At 61.5% G+C, this 22,551-nt stretch carries 19 protein-coding genes; 3 read left to right on the plus strand and 16 right to left on the minus strand.

Annotated features, from left to right (window positions below; all coding sequences use genetic code 11):
- Positions 1-41: 41 nt before the first annotated feature.
- Positions 42-2,366 (minus strand): peptidoglycan glycosyltransferase PbpC, encoded by a 2,325-nt coding sequence (gene pbpC, locus C2E15_RS15910; protein ID WP_104958235.1) that lies wholly within the window; start codon positions 2,364-2,366, stop codon positions 42-44.
- Between the two features lie 36 nt (positions 2,367-2,402).
- Positions 2,403-7,361, minus strand: coding sequence for an alpha-2-macroglobulin family protein (locus C2E15_RS15915; RefSeq protein ID WP_245912294.1), 4,959 nt, complete (start codon positions 7,359-7,361; stop codon positions 2,403-2,405).
- Positions 7,362-7,679: 318 nt separating this feature from the next.
- Here C2E15_RS15915 and sseA point away from each other — a divergent pair, with 318 nt between their 5' ends.
- Positions 7,680-8,528: a 3-mercaptopyruvate sulfurtransferase gene (gene sseA / locus C2E15_RS15920; RefSeq protein WP_104959212.1), complete on the plus strand. Its 849-nt coding sequence runs from the start codon at positions 7,680-7,682 to the stop codon at positions 8,526-8,528.
- Positions 8,529-8,741: 213 nt separating this feature from the next.
- Here the strand turns inward: sseA and sseB are convergent, their stop codons facing one another.
- The 11 genes from sseB to trmJ all read right to left on the minus strand — a co-directional run bounded on the left by sseB (position 8,742) and on the right by trmJ (position 17,327).
- Positions 8,742-9,530 (minus strand): enhanced serine sensitivity protein SseB, encoded by a 789-nt coding sequence (sseB, locus tag C2E15_RS15925; protein WP_104958237.1) that lies wholly within the window; start codon positions 9,528-9,530, stop codon positions 8,742-8,744.
- A 49-nt stretch (positions 9,531-9,579) separates the two neighbouring features.
- Positions 9,580-10,866 carry an aminopeptidase PepB gene (gene pepB, locus C2E15_RS15930; RefSeq protein ID WP_104958238.1) on the minus strand — a complete coding sequence of 429 codons (1,287 nt, stop codon included), beginning with the start codon at positions 10,864-10,866 and terminating at the stop codon, positions 9,580-9,582.
- Between the two features lie 44 nt (positions 10,867-10,910).
- Positions 10,911-11,111, minus strand: a complete 201-nt coding sequence (gene iscX / locus C2E15_RS15935) for a Fe-S cluster assembly protein IscX (RefSeq protein ID WP_104958239.1) — start codon at positions 11,109-11,111, stop codon at positions 10,911-10,913.
- A 55-nt stretch (positions 11,112-11,166) separates the two neighbouring features.
- Positions 11,167-11,502: an ISC system 2Fe-2S type ferredoxin gene (fdx, locus tag C2E15_RS15940; RefSeq protein ID WP_038624695.1), complete on the minus strand. Its 336-nt coding sequence runs from the start codon at positions 11,500-11,502 to the stop codon at positions 11,167-11,169.
- A gap of 3 nt (positions 11,503-11,505) precedes the next feature.
- Complete coding sequence (gene hscA, locus C2E15_RS15945) at positions 11,506-13,356, minus strand: Fe-S protein assembly chaperone HscA (RefSeq protein ID WP_104958240.1); 1,851 nt, start codon at positions 13,354-13,356, stop codon at positions 11,506-11,508.
- Positions 13,357-13,370: 14 nt separating this feature from the next.
- Entirely contained in the window at positions 13,371-13,889 is a 519-nt protein-coding gene (gene hscB, locus C2E15_RS15950; RefSeq protein WP_104959213.1) for a co-chaperone HscB, read from the minus strand.
- Between the two features lie 78 nt (positions 13,890-13,967).
- Positions 13,968-14,291 (minus strand): iron-sulfur cluster assembly protein IscA, encoded by a 324-nt coding sequence (gene iscA / locus C2E15_RS15955; RefSeq protein ID WP_104958241.1) that lies wholly within the window; start codon positions 14,289-14,291, stop codon positions 13,968-13,970.
- A gap of 9 nt (positions 14,292-14,300) precedes the next feature.
- The gene (iscU, locus tag C2E15_RS15960) at positions 14,301-14,687 is read right to left on the minus strand and encodes a Fe-S cluster assembly scaffold IscU (protein ID WP_104958242.1); all 387 of its coding nucleotides are present in this window, start codon (positions 14,685-14,687) and stop codon (positions 14,301-14,303) included.
- A gap of 24 nt (positions 14,688-14,711) precedes the next feature.
- Positions 14,712-15,926: an IscS subfamily cysteine desulfurase gene (locus C2E15_RS15965; protein WP_104958243.1), complete on the minus strand. Its 1,215-nt coding sequence runs from the start codon at positions 15,924-15,926 to the stop codon at positions 14,712-14,714.
- Between the two features lie 39 nt (positions 15,927-15,965).
- Positions 15,966-16,460, minus strand: coding sequence for a Fe-S cluster assembly transcriptional regulator IscR (gene iscR, locus C2E15_RS15970; protein ID WP_038624690.1), 495 nt, complete (start codon positions 16,458-16,460; stop codon positions 15,966-15,968).
- Positions 16,461-16,598: 138 nt separating this feature from the next.
- Positions 16,599-17,327: a tRNA (cytosine(32)/uridine(32)-2'-O)-methyltransferase TrmJ gene (gene trmJ, locus C2E15_RS15975; protein WP_104958244.1), complete on the minus strand. Its 729-nt coding sequence runs from the start codon at positions 17,325-17,327 to the stop codon at positions 16,599-16,601.
- A gap of 120 nt (positions 17,328-17,447) precedes the next feature.
- On the opposite strand from trmJ, the gene suhB reads away from it, so the two are divergent.
- Positions 17,448-18,251 carry an inositol-1-monophosphatase gene (gene suhB, locus C2E15_RS15980; protein ID WP_104958245.1) on the plus strand — a complete coding sequence of 268 codons (804 nt, stop codon included), beginning with the start codon at positions 17,448-17,450 and terminating at the stop codon, positions 18,249-18,251.
- A gap of 72 nt (positions 18,252-18,323) precedes the next feature.
- On the opposite strand, the gene C2E15_RS15985 is transcribed toward suhB, so the two are convergent.
- Together C2E15_RS15985 and C2E15_RS15990 are read right to left on the minus strand one after the other, a co-directional pair.
- A complete protein-coding gene (locus C2E15_RS15985; protein ID WP_104958246.1) occupies positions 18,324-19,313 on the minus strand; it encodes a nickel/cobalt transporter in 990 nt (329 codons plus the stop codon).
- Positions 19,298-19,897, minus strand: a complete 600-nt coding sequence (locus tag C2E15_RS15990) for a DUF1007 family protein (RefSeq protein ID WP_245912296.1) — start codon at positions 19,895-19,897, stop codon at positions 19,298-19,300. Before C2E15_RS15990 ends, C2E15_RS15985 begins: the two co-directional genes overlap by 16 nt.
- Positions 19,898-20,087: 190 nt before the next feature.
- On the opposite strand from C2E15_RS15990, the gene csiE reads away from it, so the two are divergent.
- Positions 20,088-21,356: a stationary phase inducible protein CsiE gene (csiE, locus tag C2E15_RS15995; RefSeq protein ID WP_104959214.1), complete on the plus strand. Its 1,269-nt coding sequence runs from the start codon at positions 20,088-20,090 to the stop codon at positions 21,354-21,356.
- Here the strand turns inward: csiE and C2E15_RS16000 are convergent.
- Positions 21,339-22,502, minus strand: a complete 1,164-nt coding sequence (locus C2E15_RS16000; protein WP_104958248.1) for a 3-phenylpropionate MFS transporter — start codon at positions 22,500-22,502, stop codon at positions 21,339-21,341. The two genes, csiE and C2E15_RS16000, sit on opposite strands and share 18 nt — an antisense overlap.
- Positions 22,503-22,551: the final 49 nt, after the last annotated feature.

Raw genomic sequence — 22,551 nt, forward strand, 5'->3', positions numbered from 1 at the left:
CGTAGCTGCTTCATTAATGCGCATTCCAACCCTACCCTGGTTTACTCCACGGTAAAAGAGGCCGCCGCCACCTGACCGGCGCCATCCAGCACGCTGAGCTGATAGCGGCCGGGGCGCGTAAACACCAGCCGCTGCGAAAGGCTGCCGTCGGCGGCGCTCAGCACCTCGCCGTTGAGAAACCACCACCGCCCTTCCCCTTCCCCGCCCTGCACCGCGACGCTAAGCGATAATTCAGATTTTCCCGGCAAGCGGTGCAGAATTTGGCCGTCGCGCACGCCGGTCAGCAGCAATGGCAGCGCGCTGCTATCCGTTGCCGGCGGACAACTGGCCGATACCGGGGGCAGCCGCTGCGCGCGCCGCTCGCCGGGTTGCAGCCATGGTTCCAGCGGCACCGGCCACAGAAGCATCCGCTGCGATCGGGCGCCGCTGCAGTCCGCCGCCACCCGCTCTCCTTGCGCATTGAGCCACAGGCTTTGTCGCAGACCGAACGGCCCCTCCTGCCCGTCGGCAAGCAGCGTGGGCGGCGCGGTATCATTTAGCACCCAGCTCTGACGCCGCTGGCGGCAGCTGTCGTCGCCTGCAGGCAGCGGCTGCCCGCCGGGCCAGCACAGGGTTTGCGCGCTGACGCTCGCCGGCCGTGGATCGGCAGGCAGAATGCGCCCGCGCAGCTGCGGCGACGCCATCAGCAGATGGTGCAGTTGGTTAAGCACCGGGACGGCGCTTGCCACGCCATATTGGCCGGCGACCGGCGTGCCGTCGGGACGTCCGACCCATACGCCGATCAAATAGCGCGCGTTGATGCCGATAGCCCAGGCGTCGCGGTAGCCATAGCTGGTCCCGGTTTTCCAGGCCAGCGGCGCGACCGCGGGCAGCGCATCGTCAGGCTGCGGCAGCGCCTCGCCGGCCAGAATGCGGCGCACTATCCAGGCGGCACCGGGCGACAGCAGCGGCCGCTCGACCAGCGGATCCTGCGCCAGCAGGCGCAGACGCGCCGCCTGCCCGTGGCGGGCGAAGGCGCTGTAAGCCGCCACAATCTCATCCATACGTGCGCCGGTGCCGCCAAGGATCAGCGACAGATTAGGCTCCGCCCCGGCGGGAAAGCGCAGGGTTAAACCGATATTGCGTAGCGCCGCGGTCATCCGTTTCGGGCCATACGCCTCCAGCAGCTGCACCGCCGGCAGATTCAGCGAGCGCACCAGCGCCTCGCTGGCGCTGACCGGACCATGGAAACCGCTGTCGAAGTTGCCGGGGCGATAATCGCCAAAACGGCGCGGCACATCCTGCAGCAGCGATTCGCCGGCGATCAGGCCGTCATCCAGCGCCAGCCCGTAGAGAAAGGGTTTCAGTACCGATCCGGGGGATCGCACGCTGCTGACCATATCAACATGACCAAAGCGGCTGTCATCGTCCAGATCGACCGATCCCATCCAGGCGCGCACTTGCATCGTTGTATGATCGACCACCAGCACCGCCATAGAGGTGCGCGGCGGCAAGGATCCTTTCCAGCCCTGCGCCAGCGCCTCGATCTGACGCTGCAGCGAAGCGTTGATGGTGGTGGTGATTTTGGCCTGCCCGGAGAGCGACAGCGCGCGGCGCGCCAACAGCGGTGCCAACTGCGGCATCTGACGCGGCGCCAGCCATACCGGCTCCTGCATAATTTCTTCAACGGCAGATCGCGGCCAGACGTTATAGGTCGCCAGCCGCAGCAGCACCTTGTCGCGCGCGGCGCGCGCGCGTTCAGGCCAGCGGTCCGGCCGCAGGCGGCTCGGAGCCTGCGGCAGTACCGCCAGCAGCGCCGCTTCGCCGCGCGTCAGCGTTGAGGGCGGCTTGCCCAGCCAGCTCCAGCTGGCCGCGCCAATCCCCTCCAGCGTGCCGCCAAAAGGCGCGCGATTCAGATAGAGAGTCAGAATCTCACGTTTTGAGAGATGCCATTCCAGCTGCAACGCCCGCCAGGCCTGATGCAGCTTGCCGCTCAATGTACGCGGCTGCGGATCGATCAGGCGCGCCACCTGCATGGTGATGGTGCTGCCGCCAGAGACAATCCCACCGCCGCGCAGATCCTGCCAGGCGGCGCGCAGGATCGCCAGCGGGTTGATGCCCGGGTGATGCCAGAACCAGCGATCTTCATAGGTCAGCAGCGCCTGCAGATACCAGGGAGAAACCTCTTCCGGCGTGACCGGATAACGCCAGATGCCGTTTTTATCGGCGAAGCGCCACAGTGGCGTGCCATCTTCTGCCACGACCACGCGCGCGGGCGCTACCTGCCGCAGCGGCAGAGGAAAAAGACGATCCGCCAGCCACAGCAGGGCCGCCAGCAGGCACAGGCTGAGCAGAATGATTTTTAGGGTGCGTAGAACCGCTTTCATAAAAAACAGCGCCCGGCATGTTAGCCGGGCGCCCTTTTAGCGGACCGTCAGGCGTGCCGGCGTTGCGCCGGTCGCACGCCACTGCGGCACATACATCGATTCCACCTGCGGCGCCGGAACCTGGTAGCTGCCCGGCGTAACCGCGCGCGCCAGATAGAGCAGCTCTACCGGCCGGTAGCCGTCAACATCAATAGCAGCGACGAAGCGATCGTCCCGGAACTCCAGATGCTTAATGCTGGCTTGCTGCATATCACTCATCAACTCCTGCACGTTGGCGGCGCTTTCGCCGAGGCTGGCGCTGCTACTGGCAAGGTTCTGGTTTTCCAGTTCCAGCCCGGCGGGCAGCAGGTCAGTGACCAGCGCATCCGGCACGCGATCGTTCGCCGAGACGGTCAGATGCACCAGCAGCAGCTGCCCGCTCTCCAGTGAGGCCAGCGACAGCGGCTTACCGTTGAGATCGAGATATTCGCGACGCACGGCAAGGTTCTGGCTGACGACGCCCGGCGGCGTTTGCGCATAGCCAACGACATCCAGCCGACCGTAGAGCGGCGATTCGCTTTGGCTGGCGACCGCCACTCCGGCAGCCAGCTGCGTTGCGCTGAGCGGCAGAATGCGGGTCGGGTTGTTGCCCGGCGACAGCGCCTGCCCGTTAAGGCTGGCCTGCCACGTTGCCCCTTCGTCCTGCTCCAGCGCGCGTCCGGCGAGGAACAGTGCGTTATTCTCCTGCGTTGACAGCCACTGCTTCGCGTTCAGCTGCTGTGCCAGGGTGATGATGAGCTGATCCTGCGCCTTCGGCAGCAGCTGATACTCACGCAGCAGCGTCAGGATCTGCGCGCTGTCGCGCAGTGGGCTGCCGTAATCTTCCAGCCAGTAGAGGCGCGCTGGACGCGTGCTGTTCACACCCTGATTCAGCAGCGCGTTGGCGCGCGGCGCATCGCCCATCAGCTTCATCGCCACGCCCAGCTGCACCAGCGCCAGCCCTGATTTCGCCTGCGCCCGCTGCTCATAGAGCGCGCGCAGCGCGCCCAACGGCGCTTTCTGCTGGCGGGCCAGCACCAGCGCGGCATAGGCCTGCGCGTTGAAACGGGTCGCGGCGGCGTCGTTGCTGTAATAGACCTCAACCTGAGTACCATCCTGCAGATAGCGCAGCAGGCGTTCATTGCCTTTCGCCAGCATCGTTTTATCAACGCTATAGCCCTGCTCAACCGCGCGGGTCAGGAAATCCATCGCATAGGCGGTCAGCCAGAACTCTTCGGCGCTCTCCTTGCTCCAGAGACCGAATCCGCCGTTATAGCGCTGCATCTGGCCGATGCGGTCAATGCCGGTATCGATCGCCGCGCGACGTTCCGCGTCGCTGCCGCTCTTAATGCCCAGCGCCGCCAGTTCGGCATGGTTGGTATAGAGCGACGGCCACAGACCGCTGATGGTCTGCTCAAGGCAGCCGTAGGGGTAGGCATAGAGTTCGCTGATGTAGCGCGCAATATTCAACGGCGGACGGCCGCTAAGCGCCAGTTGCCCCTGCACTGTCTCCGGTGCCAGGCCGCTTAAGGCGTCAGCCGGCAGCTGCCACGGCATATCGGCATGAACCACGCTATTGAAGCTGCGGGTTTCCGCCGGCCAGGCGGGCCGCACGCCAATCGTCCAGTGCCCTTTACTCAGCGGCAAGGTTTCGCCCGGCACTTCCAGCCCGCTAATCACGGCGTCTATGGCGCCTTCGCCATAGCCCATTGCGGCGCTGACCGGAATAAACAGCGTTGTGCGCTGGCCCGGGCGCAGCCTGAGCTGGCGCGACGCGCTATCCGCCAGTTGCACCAACCCGCTGGCCTGCAGATTCACCATCAGCGTTTGCGGATAGTCGGTCAGGTTAGTGACATCCAGCGCCAGGCGGCTACTGTCGCCGCCGGCAAGGAAACGCGGCATCGCCAGCTGTGTAATCAGCGGCGCGGCAACCACGACGTTGCTTTCACTCTGGCCGAAACGATCGTCGCTCCAGGCCTGAGCCATCAGGCGCATCTCGCCGTTGAATTCCGGGATCGGCAGCGTAATGGTGCCCTCGCCGTTAGCATCGAGCGTAACCGGCTGCAGCTGAGTGGCCAAAATATTGACATGGTTAACCGGCGGCTTGCCGCCGCGCGCCAGCGGATCGCCTTCATCGCCGTCGCCGCCGAAGCGTAAGGCGGCCAGCCTGCCCTGCCCTTCGATCAGCTGCCCGTAGACATCATATTGATCGGCGTTATAACGCTTGCGGCCGAAAAAGGCAGCATAGGGATCGGGCGTTTTATAGTCGGTGATATTCAGCACGCCGCTGTCCACCACCGAGAGCAGCACCTGCACCTGTTTCGGCAACGTCTCGCCTGCGGCGGCTTTGACTTTAACCGTCAGGTTCTGATTTGGACGAATTTTTTGCGGCGCCGTCAGCGTCAGGTTCAGGCGGCGCGCCTCGTCCTGCATCGGCAGATGCAGGATGCCCACCGCCCGTTTCGGCGTGGTCCCCTGCGCTTTGTCGCCGGGGCGGATCACCAGCGCACTGAAGTAAAGATCGTGACGACGCCACGCTTTATCAATCGGCACCTCAACATCCACGCCTCCGGCAGGCACATCGACCGTTTGCCACCAGAGCGGGCCGTTGCTCGACTCCACCATCAGATAGCCTTTGCCGGCGGCAGGCGCTTCTATATGTACCTGCGCCCTTACGCCCGGCTGATAGTTAGCTTTGTCCAGCTTCAGCTTGACCTGATCGGGCCGTACGGCGCCGGTGCCGTCGGTATTATCCTGCCAGCTGTAGCCCGCCCAGAAGCGCACGCTGCTGCGGGCGGTTTCATCAGGCGCTGCCACTTCGATGCGATAGGGACCCCACTCCACCGGGAAAGCGACCTTCACTTCTCCCTGGTCCGAGAGCGTCAGCCGGCGCGTCTCTTCGACCAGATCTTTTTGATCGTAACGCGACTGCCAGCCCTCGCCTTCGGCAAAGCTCCAGTAGTAGTCGCGGCGCTCGCGAATCAGCCGTACCTCGACCTGCTTGCCGGCGACTTTTTCTCCGCGCGCGTTAGCCAGCACGATGCTGAATTCCGCGCTGCCGTTTTCATCCACCACCGGCTGCGCGGTGGAGGTATCGTTACGGTAGTCATAGACCTCTTTGCTGCTGAACAGCGGACGAATGCCCGGCAGGACGTCAGCAGGCCAGATCGCCTGGCTGACGCGACGCGTCACCGGACGGCCACCGCTCTCCAGCAGGCTCGCCTGCAGAATCAACTGCGCAGGGGAATGCATTTCCTGCCAGGATGAGGGCGCGGCGACGGCGGTTTCTCCCTGCGGATCCAGCGTCAGATCGATCTCATCCAGATTACGCTTAAGCCCCTCTTCGACGATATCGCCGAACTGATAGCCCGGCAGTGATTTCACCGCCTCACGATCGGGACGCAAGAACAGCTGCCCCTGCAGACGATTGCCCGCCGCAGGCGCGCCGTAGAGGTAGCGCCCATTAACACGGAAAGTAATGTCGCTATCCGGCGCGACCGGATCGGCGCTGGCCGACAGGCTGAGCGCCATCCGCTCCGGCATAAAATCTTCCACGCTGAACGGCCACTGCCGCGGACGGCCATCGCCCGCGTCGACGCGCAGCATCCAGCGGCCGGTCGGCGCGCTCTGTGGCAGCGAATAACGCAGCTGCCACAGGCCATGTTCCGGCTGCCAGACCTGTGTGCGCGCCACATCGCCGTCCGGTTTGACGATCTCCAGTTTGACCGGCTGCGGCGGCAGCGGTTTGCCGTCGGCGTCGCGCATCAGCGCATTGGCGATCAGCGTCTCGCCGGGACGATAGAGATCGCGCGGGCCGAAGATAAACAGCTGTTTGTCGTAACCTTCAGGGCCGGCGACGGCGAATTCCGCCAGATCAAGCGCCGGACGGCTAAGATCGAGTAGCGAAGTTTGATCGTTTTTCGTCGCCAGGATCAGCTTCGCCTTCGCCTGCCAGGGCAGCGTAACGTGCCCCTGGTCGTCGGTCGTGGCCTGCTTCAGGGTCTGTCCTTTTTCATCCAGCATGGTCAGCGTGACGCCCTCCAGCGGCGCGCCATCTTCCAGCCGCTGGCTGAAGAGATCGACCTGCTGCGGGAACTGGTGCAGCGAAAGGCCGATGTCGCTGAGCGTAAACAGGGTAGCCGCATTGCTGTAGCTGTAGCTGCCCGCCTGCTTCATCACCGCCAGATAGACGCCGGGCTGCGCCAGCGGCTTAATATCGCCGAGCGGCAGCTGCAGCTGTTCACGTGTGTTACGTGCCGGGTTAAGATCAAAGCGGCCGGTATAAACCAGATCCGCCTTCTGCAGCAGCGACTCAGACTGCCAGGTCTGCAGGCTGTTGCCATACTGCCAGTCGGCGATAAAGGAAGGGAGCGAGGCGGTTTTGATACGGAAAAAGTCGACGTCCACCTGGCTGACGTTAAGCGCCATCACCGGCAGCCCTTTGGCGATGCGCGTCGGCAGCAGCGAGCCACGACTGGCGAAGCCGACCATCGGCTGAATGTCGCGGGTGGTCAGGGTCTGCTCCGCCGTTTGCGCCAGCGTAGCGCCGTTTGCCGCCTTCAGCCCACTATCGATGCGCACTTTAAGCTGGCGTGCCGGCTCCAGATGGCGGAAGCGCAGCTCTTTGCGGTTGGGCGAAAGCTCCCAGCCGCCTTCAACCGCACCGCTTTTGCTGTCGGTCAGGTGAGCATATTGGCTAACGTTCTGCTGATCGTCCAGCGAGACGGAAAAGGTGACCACCAGCGTGCCGGCGCCGTCGAGCTGCACTTCAGAGATATCGATAACCTGCAGCGGCTTGCCCTGTTCCCGCGCCAGCTGCGCGGCGCGCTGTTCGGCGCTTATCGCCGGCGCGGCCTGCGCCGGCGCCGACTTGCTGGCCGCGGCGGTGGACGGCGTGGCTTTATTATCATCATCACAGCCGCTCAGCAGCAGCGACAGCAGCAGCGCTGCGCCTGCTCTATACCTTAACCCTGACATATTTTCTCCATGGCGAAAGTGCCCTGTAAAACAGGGCGCCATTATCACCTGAAAGTAAAAAAAATTTAACAGCCCGCGTCATATTTCACCGGCTGACGTTATCGCGCCGGGAGGCAAGGATGACAAGCGCTTATCGCCGCGGCGGCTTTTAATTGCGGCCGGTGCCGCAAACCCGCTGTAAAAATGCGCCTGCCTGCGGCGCTTTATGCGGCCTGTTTTCCGAATCTATAATCCGGCTCGCAGCCTTACGGATTGGGTCTTGAGATAGGCCGCGAGATCGTCGACACTCATTGCACATCAATGGATATTGAGGTTGTTATGACATCCGCTCTCTTTGTAACCGCACAGTGGTTAGCCGAACATCAGAACGATGCCGACTTGCAAATTATTGACGCGCGCATGGCGCCGGCCGGCCAGGAGCATCTGCGCGATATGCGCGCCGAATACCGCGCCGGGCATCTGCCTAACGCGCCCTTTTTCGATATCGAGCAGCTTTCCGATCGCCATAGCCCCTATCCGCATATGATGCCGCGCGCCGAATCCTTCGCCGTGGCGATGCGCGAGCTGGGCGTCGACAGCAGTAAGCATCTGGTGGTGTATGACGAGGGCAATCTCTTTTCCGCGCCGCGCGCCTGGTGGATGCTGCGCGCGTTCGGCGTTGAGCGCGTTTCGCTACTGGCCGGCGGGCTGGCGGGCTGGAAACAGGCGGGCTATGCGCTGCAAACCGGCGACGTGGCGCTGCCGGAGGCAGAGTTTGAGGCGCGCTACGACGCAAGCCTGGTGAAAAGCGTGACCGACGTGCTGCTGATCAGCCATGAAGGCACAGCGCAGCTGATCGATGCGCGTCCGGCCAACCGCTTTAACGGCGAAGTTGACGAGCCGCGTCCAGGCCTGCGCCGCGGCCACATTCCCGGCAGCCTGAACGTGCCGTGGGGCGAGCTGGTGGTTGACGGGCAACTGAAGCCGGAAGCGGAGCTGCGCGACATTTTTCAGCGCCACGGCGTCGATTTAACCCGACCGGTGGTCGCCAGCTGCGGCTCCGGCGTGACGGCGGTGGTCGCTATTCTGGCGCTGACAGCGCTTGGTATCAAAGGGGTAAAACTCTACGACGGCTCCTGGAGCGAATGGGGCAGCCGCGACGATCTGCCACTGGCGAAAAACGTCTGAGACATCGGCCATCGGGCACTTAGGCACAGTGCCTGCTATCCCCCTGTCGCCACAGGTAAAAAGGGACGGCCTCGCCGTCCCTTATTCTTCAGGTGCTGCCGCCCCTGCCTGCCCTGCGCATTAACGCCGGCGCGTTGCGGGTTTTCTCAGGTGCTGCCGCCCCTGCTTACTCTCAAGTACTGCGTGCCTGCCTGCCGTTGCCGCGCCTGCGCGTCAGATAATGCGCTGACCGCCTTTGAACTCGCGCAGGAAGCTGCCCCAGCGGCGCTCATAGAAGGGCGTGATGTGCGCGGTGAAGAAGTGGCTGATGCCCTGCTCGCCATCGACCACCTCGCAAATATCTACCGGCTCATCTTCCAGCAGCGTATCCGTCGCCACCGCACCGGCAGCGCGGATAATGTTATCAATATCGTCGTCAGCTTCGATGCCGATCAGCAGATTAGGCCGATCGTCCGCCTGCTCTTTAATATGGGCGACGAATGCCCGACGCACCTGCTTATGCTTGCTGAACAGCTGCGTCAGCGAATCGATCACCTGCGCCGGCGGCTCGGCAATTTCCGACAGCAGCAGCGGCGCGCCGCCTTCCAGGATCGTCTGCTCGCTCAGGGCGTCGCCCTCTTCGCCGAGCAGATGCGCGATCTCACGGGCGGAGAACTCTTTTCCCGCCGGCAGCTTCGGATTAAGAAACAGCGTTTCGCCGAGCGTCATTTCGAACAGCGTGCGCACCGGCAGCATCACGTAAGACTGCTCGCCTGCGGTCGCTTCGGCCATCGCTGACTCTGAGGTAAAAAAGGGAATAACGCTGGTGCCGTCCTCTTTTTCCCAGTGCTGCAGATCGACCGGCGTGCTGGCATCCAGCTGTTCGCCGGTGCTGGTGCCGGGCACCCACACGCTGGCTTCCATCAGCAGCGTAAAAAATTCAGGCCGATGCGCCGGCTCGGTGGCTGCCAGCTGCAGCACCTCTTCCAGACGTTGGTTAGGGGTATTTTCAGTGTGATTCATGCTCTTTCCGCTTTTTGATCGGGGCCGGTTTGCCGCCGGCCCCGGACGCTTATTTCAGCAGCAGGTTAGCGATAGTGCGCACGCCAAGCCCGGTCGCGCCTGCAGACCACTGCTCAACCGCACCTTTGCGATAGGTTGCCGAGCAGTCGATATGCAGCCAGCCCTGCTGATAGTTGCTGACGAAATGCGACAGAAACGCGGCAGCGGTGCTGGCACCGGCGGTATGCGCCGCGCCGGCGATGTTATTAAGATCGGCGAAGTTCGACGTCAGATGGTTGCGGTGGAACTCCGCCAGCGGCAGGCGCCAGAAGGCTTCATTCTCGCTTTCCGCGCTGTTTAACAGCTGCTGCGCCAGCGCATCGTCAAAGGTAAACAGCGCATGATAGTCGTTGCCCAGCGCGGTCTTGGCGGCGCCGGTCAGGGTTGCGGCGTCAATCAGCAGCTGCGGCTGCTGCTGGCTGGCATCAATCAGGCCGTCGGCCAGTACCAGTCGCCCTTCTGCATCGGTGTTCATCACCTCAACAGTTTTGCCGTTGCGATAGCGAATAATATCGCCAAGGCGGAACGCGTTACCGCTCACCATGTTGTCGGCGCAGCAGAGATAAAGTTTCACACGCTTGTTAAGCCCGCGCGCGATGGCCAGACCCAGCGCGCCGGTAACGGTGGCGGCGCCGCCCATATCCGATTTCATCGAATCCATAAAGGCGCTCGGCTTCAGGCTGTAGCCGCCGGTATCGAAAGTGATGCCTTTACCTACCAGGCAGGCGTAGACCGGCGTGTTTTCGTCGCCGCCGGGGTTATAGTCCAGCGCCAACAGCACCGGGCCGCGGGTCGAACCGCGGCCGACGGTATGCAATCCCATATAGTTCTGTTCACGCAGGTCATCGCCCTTGGTGATGCGGTAGCTGACTGCATCGCCGGCATATTTCGCGATCAGATCCACCGCGCGACGCGCCAGCTGCTCCGGCCCCAGCTCTTCCGCCGGCTGGTTAATGATGTCGCGCACCCAGTCGATAATGCTAAGGCGACGTTCCAGCTCAGCGCGTTGATCGTCACCGAGCGGCGCCCAGTCAACACTGCGCTCGCCTTTCGGCCCGCGGTAGCCCTGCCAGAAGGCCCAGCTTTTTTCCAGATCCCAGCCATCGCCGCTGAGAACAACATGGCGGATGCCCTGCCCGTCGATTTTGCGCGCCGCGCGCTGAATGGTGGTCAGCGCGTCGCCGACGGTCAGGTGAATGGTCATGCCTTCACCGCTGCTGCTGAGGATCGCTTTTTCGCCCCAGCGCGCGTCGGCTGCCGTGGTCGACAGCGCGATATTCATCTTTTCAGTTGCCATTAACGTGGTCCCTTTTCTTTATCTGAAACGGAGATACTGAGAGATTATTCAAACTCATCCAGCCAGACCAGCAGTATCGCTTCCAGAATCTTTTCGCTGGAGGCGTCTGGCTGGTCATCGAACTCTTCAAGCTGACAGATCCAGCGGTGCATGTCAGTAAAACGCACCGTTTTTGGATCGGTATCCGGATAAGCATCATACAAAGCTTCGCCGATTTCACGGCTGTCGGTCCATTTCAGTCCCATGATCTTTCCTCAGACAAAAACGGGCCGGCTGAAGAGCCGACCCGCTTTTTAACGATTAATGTTCGCGCGCGTGGTTGATGGTGTAGCGTGGAATTTCCACCACCAGGTCTTCGTCGGTTACCCGCGCCTGGCAGCTGAGGCGGCTTTCCGGCTCCAGTCCCCAGGCTTTATCCAGCATGTCGTCTTCGTCTTCGCTGCTTTCCGGCAGCGAGTCGAAGCCTTCGCGCACGATGCAGTGGCAGGTGGTGCAGGCGCATGATTTTTCGCAGGCATGCTCCAGATCGATGCCGTTGCGCAGGGCGACGTCAAGGATGGTTTCGCCCTGTGCGGCGTCGAACACGCCGCCTTCCGGCAGCAGATCCTGATGGGGCAAAAAAACAATTTTAGGCATTGATCAAACCTCATCCACAGAATGCCCGGCCAGCGCGCGACGGACAGAATTGTCCATACGACGGGCGGCAAAATCCTGGGTTACTTTATTGAGTTGTTTTACCGCCGCGCTGATGGTGTCAGCCTCATCGCCGCGAATCGCTTCCTGCAGCTGACGCTGCGCCTGTTGAATCGCGTGCCGTTCTGCCTCGCTCAGCAGCGCGGCGTCTTCCGCCAGCGCGCCTTCGAGGCTTTCCAGCACCCGCAGGCCTTCTACTTTCTGTTCCGCCAGCTTGCGCGCCGCAACATCCTGCTGCGCCCAGACCATCGAATCGGTGATCATGCTGGCGATTTCATTTTCCGTCAGTCCGTAGGAGGGCTTCACCTGAATAGAGGCTTCGACGCCGGTGGATTTCTCCATCGCCGTGACGCTCAGCAGGCCGTCGGCATCCACCTGGAAGGTGACGCGAATGTGCGCCCCGCCCGCCGGCAGCGCCGGCAGACCGCGCAGCGTAAAGCGCGCCAGCGAACGACAGTCGGAAACCAGCTCGCGCTCGCCCTGCAGCACATGAATGCTCATCGCCGTCTGGCCATCTTTGAAGGTGGTGAACTCCTGCGCGCGCGCCACCGGGATGGTGGTGTTGCGCGGGATCACTTTCTCCACCAGGCCACCCATGGTCTCCAGCCCTAACGAGAGCGGAATGACGTCCAGCAGTAGCATCTCGCTGTCCGGCTTGTTGCCGACCAGAATGTCCGCCTGGATCGCCGCGCCGATGGCAACCACCTTATCGGGATCGATAGTGGTGAGCGGCTGGCGGCCAAAGAATTCGCCTACCTTTTCACGCACCAGCGGCACGCGGGTAGAGCCGCCGACCATCACCACTTCCAGCACCTCTTCCGGCATGACGCCGGCATCTTTCAGCGCGCGCCGGCACGCCATCAGCGTGCGCTTCACCAGTCCGGCGATCAGCGCGTTGAAATCATCGCGCGTTACCACGCCCTGCCAGTCGCCCAGCGTAACCGGCACTGTGTCGCTATCGCTGAGGGCGATTTTTACCGCGATGGCGCTGTCCAGCAGCTGACGCTGCATGCCGTGATCGCCGCGATCGTGCAGGCCCGCCTGCTCGCGCAGCCAGTCGGCCAGCAGGTGATCGAAATCATCGCCGCCCAGCGCCGAATCGCCACCGGTCGCCAGTACTTCAAAGACGCCGCGGCTCAGGCGCAGCACAGAAATATCAAAGGTGCCACCGCCCAGGTCGTAGACCGCGATCACCCCTTCCTGACCGGAGTCGAGGCCATAAGCGATCGCCGCCGCCGTCGGCTCGTTAAGCAAGCGCAGCACATGCAGGCCCGCCAGCCGCGCGGCGTCGCGCGTGCCCTGACGCTGTGCATCGTCAAAATAGGCGGGCACGGTGATCACCACGCCGTCCAGCTCGCCCTGCAGGCTTGCGCGCGCGCGCGCCGCCAGCGCCTGCAGAATATCACTGGAAACGCGCACCGGATTCAGCATGCCAGCGGCGGTCTGGATCAGCGGCAGGCCGTTTTCGCTCGGCTGAAGCTGATAAGGGAGGTGGGGATAACGCTGTTGAATGTCTGCCAGCGAGCGGCCCATCAGACGTTTGACCGAGCTGATAGTGTTAACCGGATCGGTCGCCGCCTGGCGGCGCGCGTCCCATCCCACCAGGCTTTGCTGCGCCTGATACTGCACCACGGAGGGCAGCAGATGACGGCCCTGCGCATCGGGCAGGGTTTCTGCCTGGCCGCTGCGCACGGTGGCGACTAAGGAGTTAGTGGTGCCCAGATCGATGCCGACGGCCAGACGACGTTGATGCGGCGCGGCGCTCTGCCCCGGCTCGCTGATTTGTAATAACGCCATGTTAATCTTCCCGGTTAAAAATCAAGCAACTTCTCTTCCAGCGCTTCCGACTGGCTGCGCAGTTTAGCGAGAAAACGCAGCTTGCGCACCGTATCCGCCGCCGTTTCCCAACGGGCTTCGGCCAGCTGCTGGCGCATCTGCGCGCTGCGTTGCTGCATCATCGCCTCGATACGCTGCATAAAGGCCTGCAGCTGCGCCTCGGCGTCCGAAGCCTGTTCGATCGCGTCCAGCTCTTCACGCAGTTCCATCTGTTCCATCAGAAAAGCGGTGTCGCGCATCGTATGCTGTTCGTTGTTGATATCGAAGCCGTGCAGTGACAGTAGATATTCAGCGCGCGGCAGTGGCTGACGCAGCGCCTGATAGCCCTGATTGATGGTAGCGGCCTGCTGCAGCGCCTGCAGACGCTCGCGCTCCGGCTGGGAAGCGAAACGATCGGGGTGAAACTGGCGTTGCAGTTCCTGAAAACGGGCGGTGAGCTGGGCTGCATCAATCTCAAAAGATTGCGGCAGGCCAAAAAGGGTGAAGTAATCCATAGCAGACTCGGTTAATACAGAGGAGTGCATAGAATCGCTCCGTTGCCGGAGCGATCGGTCATGCCGCTGCGCCAACGTTTATACGTTGAAGCTTTCTCCACAGCCGCATTCATCTTTCATGTTGGGGTTGTTGAACTTGAAGCCTTCGTTCAGACCTTCCTTCACGAAATCAAGCTCGGTCCCGTCGAGATAAATCAGGCTTTTCGGGTCGATGACCACCTTTACGCCTTTATCGGCGAAAACGGTGTCTTCCGGCTCGGGCGCATCAACGAACTCCAGCACGTAAGCCATGCCGGAGCAGCCAGAAGTGCGCACGCCGAGACGCAGGCCGAATCCCTTGCCACGGTTGTGCAGAAAGGCGTTTACGCGCGTCGCCGCGCTGTCGCTCAGGGTAATGGACATAACTCCCCCTTACTGTGCGTCTTTCTTGCTCTTGTAATCCGCGATAGCGGCCTTGATCGCATCTTCAGCCAGAATGGAGCAGTGAATTTTCACCGGCGGCAGTTCCAGCTCTTCAGCGATCTGCGTATTTTTGATCGACGCCGCTTCGTCCAGCGATTTGCCTTTTACCCATTCGGTAATCAGCGAGCTGGAGGCGATGGCGGATCCGCAGCCGTAGGTTTTGAAGCGCGCATCTTCGATGATGCCTGCGTCGCTGACTTTGATCTGCAGTTTCATCACGTCGCCGCACGCCGGCGCGCCGACCATGCCGCTGCCGATAGAGGGATCGCTGTTGTCAAAAGAGCCGACGTTGCGGGGATTTTCGTAGTGATCGATTACTTTTTCGCTGTAAGCCATGATCTGTTCTCCTGAAACCTGAAATTAGTGATGCGCCCATTCAATGCTGTTCAAATCCACGCCCGCTTTAAACATCTCCCACAGCGGAGAGAGTTCGCGCAGGCGACCGATGGATTTGCGCACCAGTGCGATGGTGTAATCAATCTCTTCTTCGGTAGTGAAGCGGCCGAGGGAGAAGCGGATGGAACTGTGGGCCAGTTCATCGCTCATGCCCAGCGCGCGCAGCACGTAAGAAGGCTCCAGGCTGGCGGAGGTACAGGCGGAACCGGAGGAGACCGCCAGATCTTTCAGCGCCATGATCAGCGATTCGCCTTCAACATAGTTGAAGCTGACGTTAAGAATGTTCGGCGCGCCCTGCTCCAGGTCGCCGTTCAGATAGACTTCCTCGATATCTTTCAGGCCGTCCCACAGGCGGTTGCGCAGCGTGCGCAGGCGCGCCATTTCGCTTGCCATCTCTTCTTTCGCGATACGGTAAGCTTCGCCCATGCCGACGATCTGATGCACCGGCAGCGTACCGGAACGCATGCCGCGCTCGTGACCGCCGCCATGGATCTGCGCTTCCAGACGGATGCGCGGCTTGCGACGCACGTAGAGCGCGCCGATGCCTTTCGGGCCATAGATTTTGTGCGCGGAGAAGGACATCAGATCGACTTTCAGCTGGCTGAGATCGATAGGCAGTTTGCCCACGCTCTGGGTGGCGTCTACGTGGTAAATGATACCGCGCGCACGGCACATTTCGCCGATAGTGGCGATATCCTGCACCACGCCGATTTCATTGTTGACGTGCATGATCGAGACGAGAATAGTGTCGTCGCGCATCGCCGCTTCCAGCGCTTTCAGATCGATAATGCCGTTGCTCTGCGGCGCCAGGTAGGTCACTTCAAACCCTTCGCGCTCCAGCTGGCGGCACGTATCCAGCACCGCTTTATGCTCGGTTTTGCTGGTGATGATGTGCTTGCCTTTTTTCTGATAGAACTGCGCTGCGCCTTTGATCGCCAGGTTATCGGACTCGGTGGCGCCAGAGGTAAAGACGATTTCACGCGGATCGGCGCCGACCAGCTCGGCGATCTGATTGCGGGCGATATCAACCGCCTCTTCAGACTGCCAGCCAAAACGGTGCGAACGTGAGGCGGGGTTACCGAAAGTCCCGTCCAGGGTGAGATACTGCATCATTTTTTCCGCCACGCGCGGGTCGGCCGGCGTCGTGGCGGAATAATCCAGGTAAATCGGTAATTTCATTGCTCTTAAGCTCCGTACATCGCTTCAATTCAAATAAAATCAGGCGCGCAGATTTATATTAATGGTTTCCTGCGTGCGCCCATTCGCCATACGGCGCGTTTCATTGTTCTGGCGATCGGCTATGTCCAGGATCTCTTTATTATTCACCAGCTCGGCCAGCGTAATATTGTTAAGAAAATCGCTGATGCGCTCGCTTAAATCGTGCCACAGCACGTGCGTCAGGCAGCGCTCGCCGCCCTGACAGCCCTCTTTGCCCTGGCAGCGCGTCGCGTCGACCGACTCGTCGACGGCAGTGATCACCGCCCCAACAGCGATGTCAGCCGCGCTTTTGCCCAGCAGATAGCCGCCGCCCGGTCCGCGCACGCTGGCGACCAGACCGTTTTTACGCAGGCGCGAAAAGAGCTGTTCCAGATAAGAAAGAGAGATCCCCTGACGCTCTGAAATATCAGCCAGCGGCACCGGCCCTTCGTGTGAGTGCAGCGCAACGTCAAGCATCGCGGTAACGGCGTAACGGCCTTTTGATGTCAGTCTCATAGCCTGGTGACCCTCTGTTATACCCGGTTATCGGAGTTTACTGATGATGGTCGCAAGTCTGACATTCCTGAGTGTTTTGGTCAACTATTTAACCTGGTAAAACACTCAAGTATTACGCTACGCCGAGGACGCTTTTTTTCAGCTGTCGCCGCGCTTTTTCTCAAACGACGAGAGCATGCCGCGCAGGATATTCAGCTCGTCACGCTCCGGGCGCGCGCGGGTATAGAGGCGACGCAGTTTGCTCATCACCTGGCCCGGATTGCCCTGGCGGATAAAGCCGCTGTTAACCATCATCTGCTCCAGATGCTGGTAAAAGCGCTCCAGATCATCCACCAGCGGATAAGGGCTCTCTTCATACTGCGGCTGTTCAACGCGATCGTTTTGCAGGAAAGCCATGCGCACTTCATACGCGAGGATCTGCACAGCCATCGCCAGGTTGAGCGAGCTGTATTCCGGGTTGGCGGGGATCGCCACGTGATAGTGGCATTTTTGCAGTTCGTCGTTGGTCAGGCCGACGCGCTCGCGGCCGAAGACGATGGCGACCGGTGCCTGCGCGCTCTCTTCCACGCATTTGACGCCGCATTCGCGCGCGTCCAGCATCGGCCACGGCAGGGTACGCGAACGGGCGCTGGTGCCGACCACCAGACTACAGCCGGCGATCGCGTCGTCCAGCGACGCGACGATGGCCGCGTCGCCAATCACATCGCTGGCGCCAGCGGCGAGAGAGATAGCCTGAGAGTCAGGCTTGACCAGCGGATTAACCAGGTAAAGGTTAGTCAGCCCCATGGTTTTCATCGCGCGGGCGACGGAACCCATATTGCCAGTGTGAGAGGTCTCCACCAGCACAATACGAATATTTTGCAGCATACAACTCGGCGGTCAGTGAGATAATTCGCCCATGCTAACATAAATGCAGGACATTTTCCGAACTCCCTGCTATACTCCGCGCCGTTTTCCCCGTTCTTTAACATCCAGTGAGAGATACTGATGCATCCGATGCTCAACATCGCCGTGCGCGCTGCGCGCAAGGCCGGCAACTTAATCGCCAAAAATTACGAAACTCCGGACGCCGTTGAAGCCAGCCAGAAAGGCAGCAACGATTTCGTGACCAATGTTGACCGCGACGCCGAGCGCCTGATTATTGAGGTGATTCGCAAATCCTATCCGCAGCACACCATTATCGGTGAAGAAAGCGGCGAACTGTTGGCAGAAGACCAGGATGTGCAATGGGTTATCGATCCGCTGGATGGCACCACCAACTTTATTAAACGCCTGCCCCACTTCGCCGTTTCTATCGCCGTACGTATCAAAGGCCGCACCGAAGTCGCCGTGGTTTACGATCCAATGCGTAACGAACTCTTCACCGCAGTACGCGGCCAGGGCGCGCAGCTCAACGGTTACCGTCTGCGCGGCAGCACCGCGCGCGACCTGGATGGCACCATTCTGGCAACCGGCTTCCCGTTCAAACAGAAACAGCACGCCGCCACCTATATGAAGCTGGTCAGCAAGCTGTTTACCCAGTGCGCCGATTTCCGCCGCACCGGCTCCGCCGCGCTGGACCTCTGCTATGTGGCTGCCGGCCGCGTTGACGGCTATTTTGAAATCGGCCTGAAACCGTGGGATTTCGCCGCAGGCGAACTGATCGCGCGTGAAGCGGGCTCGCTGGTGACCGATTTTACCGGCGGTCACGGCTTTATGGCTACCGGCAACCTGGTTGCCGGCAACCCGCGCGTAGTGAAATCGCTGCTGGCGGCGATGCGCGACGAGCTGAGCGATGCGCTGAAGCGCTAATCTCCCGGCAAGAAAAATGCCGCCCTCTCCTTCGGGAGGGGGCGGCATTTTTTTATTCTTTTTTCAGGCGCATCAGACCAGCGGGCGCAGCCCGCCGGAAATGGCCGGCTGCGCGCTGAGCCATAATATCACGCCGCCGGCGATCAGCAGCACGCCGCCCATTAGCGCCAGGCTCTGCAGCGCCACGCGTTGCCAGCGCGCAGGCGACGCCTGACGGTTTAGCCGCAGCGCCAGCGCGCGTGAACTCTGCACCAGCAGCGCCATCGCCGACACCGTCAGCGCGGTGCCGAGCGCCATCGCCAGTGCGCTGATTACGCCCCAGCCGTAGACGCCGATCACCCGCGAAAAGAGCAGCATCATAATCGCGCCGGAGCAGGGACGCAGCCCCATCGATAACACCACCAGCAGCGACGTCTTCCAGCCGGTGGCGCGCGCCAGTTGATCGTGGTCCGGCAGATGCTGATGGCCGCAGCCGCACTGTTCGTCATGATGATGATCAAGCGGACGCACCTGCTGAATGCGCGGCGCCGGCGCGCGCAGGCGCATCAGCTGACGCAGTGCGCGCCAGCAGAGCCAGAATCCCAGCCCGGCCACCAGCAGATAGCTGCCCTTTTCCAGCCAGAAGCTGCTGAGATGCAGCTGACGCGACGAGAGCTGCAGTACGCCCAGCATGAGGGTGACCAGCACCACCGCCACGGCGCCCTGCACGATCGCCGCCGCCAGCGTCAGCTGTAGACTGGTTTTTAGCCGCGTCGGGTGGGTAGCGAGGAACGTGGCGATCACCACTTTGCCGTGTCCCGGCCCCAGCGCATGCAGGATGCCGTACAGCAGGCTAAAGCCGAGCAGCGTCGCTCCCGCCTGCCCGGGCTGTTGAGCGACGCGCTGCAGCACGGCGATCATCTGCTGATGCAGCACCTTCTGCCAGCTTACGCTCTGCAGCAACAGCTGCGGCCAGTACCACCAGGCGGCGCACGCGCCTGCCAGCAGCAGAATCAGCATGCCCCAGAGCGGCCAGAGTCCCCCCCGGCGCGCGCGACGTTTCTCCATCAGGATGGCGGACATGAGAGGGTAACCTTCTGGGCGAACTGGCGACCAAGATCCATGCTTTCCGGCGGCGCGTCGGCCTTATCCAGCGACAGGGCGAACGCTTTCAGCGAGGCATCCGGCTTCGGCGTCTGCAGCGTCAGCTGACAGCGCGTTTTCATCTCATCCGGCAGGCTCAGCGCCTGCGCATCGTTCCAGGTCATATCGACAAAATAGGTCGGATCGAAGGTGCTGAAGGTATAGGTCTGACCCGCCAGCGGCTGCGGCTGCGCCAGCGGCAGCACGAAGGTCAATACCGCTTTCGCGCCGCTGCGCGCCAGCTGATAGGAGGGCGGCAGATTATCGAACTTTACCGCCCGGCCCTGATGCCAGAATTCGGTAAAGTAGTGCTGCGCCAGCACATTCGCCATCACTTCCGCCGCCAGCTTTTTCCACACCGGCGAATCGGGCGTGGCGCTGCCTGCGTCATACAGCAGATCGGCAGAGGTAATTTCGTCCATCGTCCAGACCATTTTCAATCCTGTCAGCCTATCCTGATGCACCACCGGCGTGGTTTGCATGCTGATAAAGCTGTGTGGGTGAGACCAGGCTAAAGGCGACATTGCCAGCGCTGCCAGCCCAAAAAGCGCGCGTTTATATATGTTATAAGATAACAATTTTACCGTCATGCAGTTTCCTGTTCGGCAATTTTGTGAGCCAGGTTAACGTCTGGACAAAAAAGTGGCGGCCGTCGCCTGGCGTCACAACGGTTGTCTATGCTTATTTTTGGTATGACTGACCGGAAAATTTATGATGAGTTCTGCTACAACCACAGCACCACTCTTCTCCAGTTCCCAGCGTCGTTGTCATCTCCTGTTAATGCTCTATCTCCCCGATCCCTTGCTGACCCTGGAGCGTCTGTGCCAGCTTAATGGTGTGGACCCGTCGCTTGCCCGGCAAGATATAGCGGAGGTTGATGAAGAGATCCAGCGTTATCACCAGCTTGGCATTCATCATCAACAGGATGGCAGCCTGTTATTACAGGGCAGCGAACTGGACCGACGCCTGTGCCTGTTGCACTGGCTACGCCGCGCGCTGCGCGTCTCTCCGGTTTTTATCGAAAATACCTTTACCCCGGCGCTGCGTCAGCATCTGCAGGCGCGACAGATCGAAAAGCTCCTCTACGATGAACATAACCTGCAGGCGTTGATCCAGCACTGCGCCGGACGGTTGCAGCGCAACTTCAGCCCGCGCGATCGGCTGTTTCTGCAGCTGTTTATGCAATATTCGCTCTGCCATACGCGCCTTGCCACCTTCAACGACCGGCAGCGGCAGTGGCTGGAAAATAAAGCGGAGCGGCTGGCGGCGCAGGATGTGGTGCGCCACTGGCAGCGCCGCTGCCGCTTTGCGCCCGACGCCAGCGAAATCGACTTTTTCACTCTGCTGTTCAGCATGATCCATGCTCCCGTCGTCACGCTGGCGCAGCAGCAGTGGGAGCAGCAGCTGCTGGAGCAGACGCGGCTGCTGATGGCGCGCTTTCAGGTTCTCTCCGGCATGCGTTTCAGCGACGAGCGCGGCCTGTGTAGTCAGCTCTATACCCATCTGGCGCAGGCGCTGGATCGCTGTCATTTCGCGGTCGGGATCGACAACAGCCTGTCGGAGGAGGTGATACGCCTCTACCCACGTCTGCTGCGCGCCACGCGCACCGCCATGGAGGCGTTTGAAACCCATTACGGCATCTGTTTTTCGGCGGAAGAGCTGGGGCTGATTGCGGTAATTTTCGGCGCATGGCTGATGCAGGAGAACGCCCTACAGGAAAAGCAGGTCCTGCTGTTGACCGGCGAGAATGCGGCACTGGAGAGCCGGCTGGAGGAGCAGCTGCGCGAACTGACGCTGCTGCCATTGAACGTTAAATATTTGCCGGTGCGCGATTTTCAACGCGACGGCGCGCCGAAGGGGGTGACGCTGGTGATCTCACCTTACGCCACCCCGCTTCCGCTCTACTCGCCGCCGCTGATTCATGCGCAGCAGCCCTTTACCGCCCAGCAGCAGCAGCGTATTCGCCTACTGCTGGAGTCCTGACGCTTTTGGCGCCTGCGCGTGCGGCCGTAAAAACAGCGCCGGCACCACCAGCAGCGCCATTACCCAGAAGATCTTGCCCTGCAGCGCGCTGAACAGCACGCCGCACACCATGGTCATGACCGCAATGCCGCCGCCCATCGCCAGCGCGGAGTAGACTGACTGCAGCCGAATCACCTCCCCGCCCTGCCGCGCGGCGATAAACCGCATCGCCGCCAGATGACAGATAGTAAAGCTGCCGCAGTGCAGGATCTGCGCCACGATCAGCCACGGCAGCTGTGTGGTGCTGGCCATCAGGCTCCAGCGCACCAGCGCGCAGATGCCGGAGAGCAGCAGCAGATCGCGCGCGCCCCAGCGGCGAAACAGGCGATGGCTCAGGGCGAAGATAATGATTTCCGCCACCACGCCCAGCGACCAGAGATAGCCCACCACGCTGGCGGAGTAGCCCGCCTCCTGCCACCAGATAGCGCTGAAACCGTAATAGGCGGCGTGCGCCCCTTGCATCAGCGTGACGCAGAGCAGAAAGCGCCAGACGGCATTTTCACGCAGCATCGTTTTCCACTCGGCCCAGCCGGCGCTCTGCACTTCGCGCGCGTCACCCAGCGGCATCACCGACGGCCGCAGCAGCATGCCGCCCAGCATCATCACGATGCCGACGCTTAGCAGCGCCAGCACCGCCTGGCTGTTCCAGGCGGTCACCAGCATGCCGGTCAGCGCCGAGCTGATCACGAACGCCAGCGATCCCCAGAGCCTGACCGGGCCGTAAGGCAGCGCGATCTGACGCGTCCAGGTGGCGGCCAGCGCATCGCTGAGCGGCACCAGCGGCGAGAAAAAGAGATTAAAGCCAACCATCACCAGCAGCAGCCAGAGCCACTGCGCTCCCGCCCAGAAGCCGGCGGCGCAGAGCAGCGTCAGCAACGCCAGCAGGCGCAGCGCCAGCACCAGCTGAGAAGGATCGCGTACGCGTGAAGCGATCAGCAGGCTGCCGACAAAGCGGGCGATCATCCCGGCGCCAAGCAGCAGGCCGATTTTTTCCGCGTCCAGGCCGGTGCCTTTCAGCCAGACCGCCCAGAACGGCAAATAGATGCCATAGCAAAAAAAGTAGGTGAAGTAACCGAGTGCTAACCAGTAAGTCGAACGAACCGTCATATATCCCCCGCGATTGAGGCGCCTGGTGTAGCAAATTACCGAAACATAA

Source organism: Mixta gaviniae, assembly GCF_002953195.1.
GTDB lineage: Bacteria > Pseudomonadota > Gammaproteobacteria > Enterobacterales > Enterobacteriaceae > Mixta > Mixta gaviniae.

Coding starts and splice junctions, on each gene's coding strand:
- C2E15_RS16000 (WP_104958248.1), bottom strand. CDS start 22,502: ATGACGGTTCGTTCGACTTACTGGTTAGCACTCGGTTACTTCACCTAC.
- csiE (WP_104959214.1), top strand. CDS start 20,088: ATGAGTTCTGCTACAACCACAGCACCACTCTTCTCCAGTTCCCAGCGT.
- fdx (WP_038624695.1), bottom strand. CDS start 11,502: ATGCCTAAAATTGTTTTTTTGCCCCATCAGGATCTGCTGCCGGAAGGC.
- C2E15_RS15915 (WP_245912294.1), bottom strand. CDS start 7,361: ATGTCAGGGTTAAGGTATAGAGCAGGCGCAGCGCTGCTGCTGTCGCTG.
- iscX (WP_104958239.1), bottom strand. CDS start 11,111: ATGGGACTGAAATGGACCGACAGCCGTGAAATCGGCGAAGCTTTGTAT.
- pepB (WP_104958238.1), bottom strand. CDS start 10,866: ATGGCAACTGAAAAGATGAATATCGCGCTGTCGACCACGGCAGCCGAC.
- suhB (WP_104958245.1), top strand. CDS start 17,448: ATGCATCCGATGCTCAACATCGCCGTGCGCGCTGCGCGCAAGGCCGGC.
- C2E15_RS15990 (WP_245912296.1), bottom strand. CDS start 19,897: ATGTCGCCTTTAGCCTGGTCTCACCCACACAGCTTTATCAGCATGCAA.
- pbpC (WP_104958235.1), bottom strand. CDS start 2,366: ATGAAAGCGGTTCTACGCACCCTAAAAATCATTCTGCTCAGCCTGTGC.
- iscR (WP_038624690.1), bottom strand. CDS start 16,460: ATGAGACTGACATCAAAAGGCCGTTACGCCGTTACCGCGATGCTTGAC.
- iscA (WP_104958241.1), bottom strand. CDS start 14,291: ATGTCCATTACCCTGAGCGACAGCGCGGCGACGCGCGTAAACGCCTTT.
- hscB (WP_104959213.1), bottom strand. CDS start 13,889: ATGGATTACTTCACCCTTTTTGGCCTGCCGCAATCTTTTGAGATTGAT.
- iscU (WP_104958242.1), bottom strand. CDS start 14,687: ATGGCTTACAGCGAAAAAGTAATCGATCACTACGAAAATCCCCGCAAC.
- C2E15_RS15985 (WP_104958246.1), bottom strand. CDS start 19,313: ATGTCCGCCATCCTGATGGAGAAACGTCGCGCGCGCCGGGGGGGACTC.
- C2E15_RS15965 (WP_104958243.1), bottom strand. CDS start 15,926: ATGAAATTACCGATTTACCTGGATTATTCCGCCACGACGCCGGCCGAC.
- hscA (WP_104958240.1), bottom strand. CDS start 13,356: ATGGCGTTATTACAAATCAGCGAGCCGGGGCAGAGCGCCGCGCCGCAT.
- trmJ (WP_104958244.1), bottom strand. CDS start 17,327: ATGCTGCAAAATATTCGTATTGTGCTGGTGGAGACCTCTCACACTGGC.
- sseA (WP_104959212.1), top strand. CDS start 7,680: ATGACATCCGCTCTCTTTGTAACCGCACAGTGGTTAGCCGAACATCAG.
- sseB (WP_104958237.1), bottom strand. CDS start 9,530: ATGAATCACACTGAAAATACCCCTAACCAACGTCTGGAAGAGGTGCTG.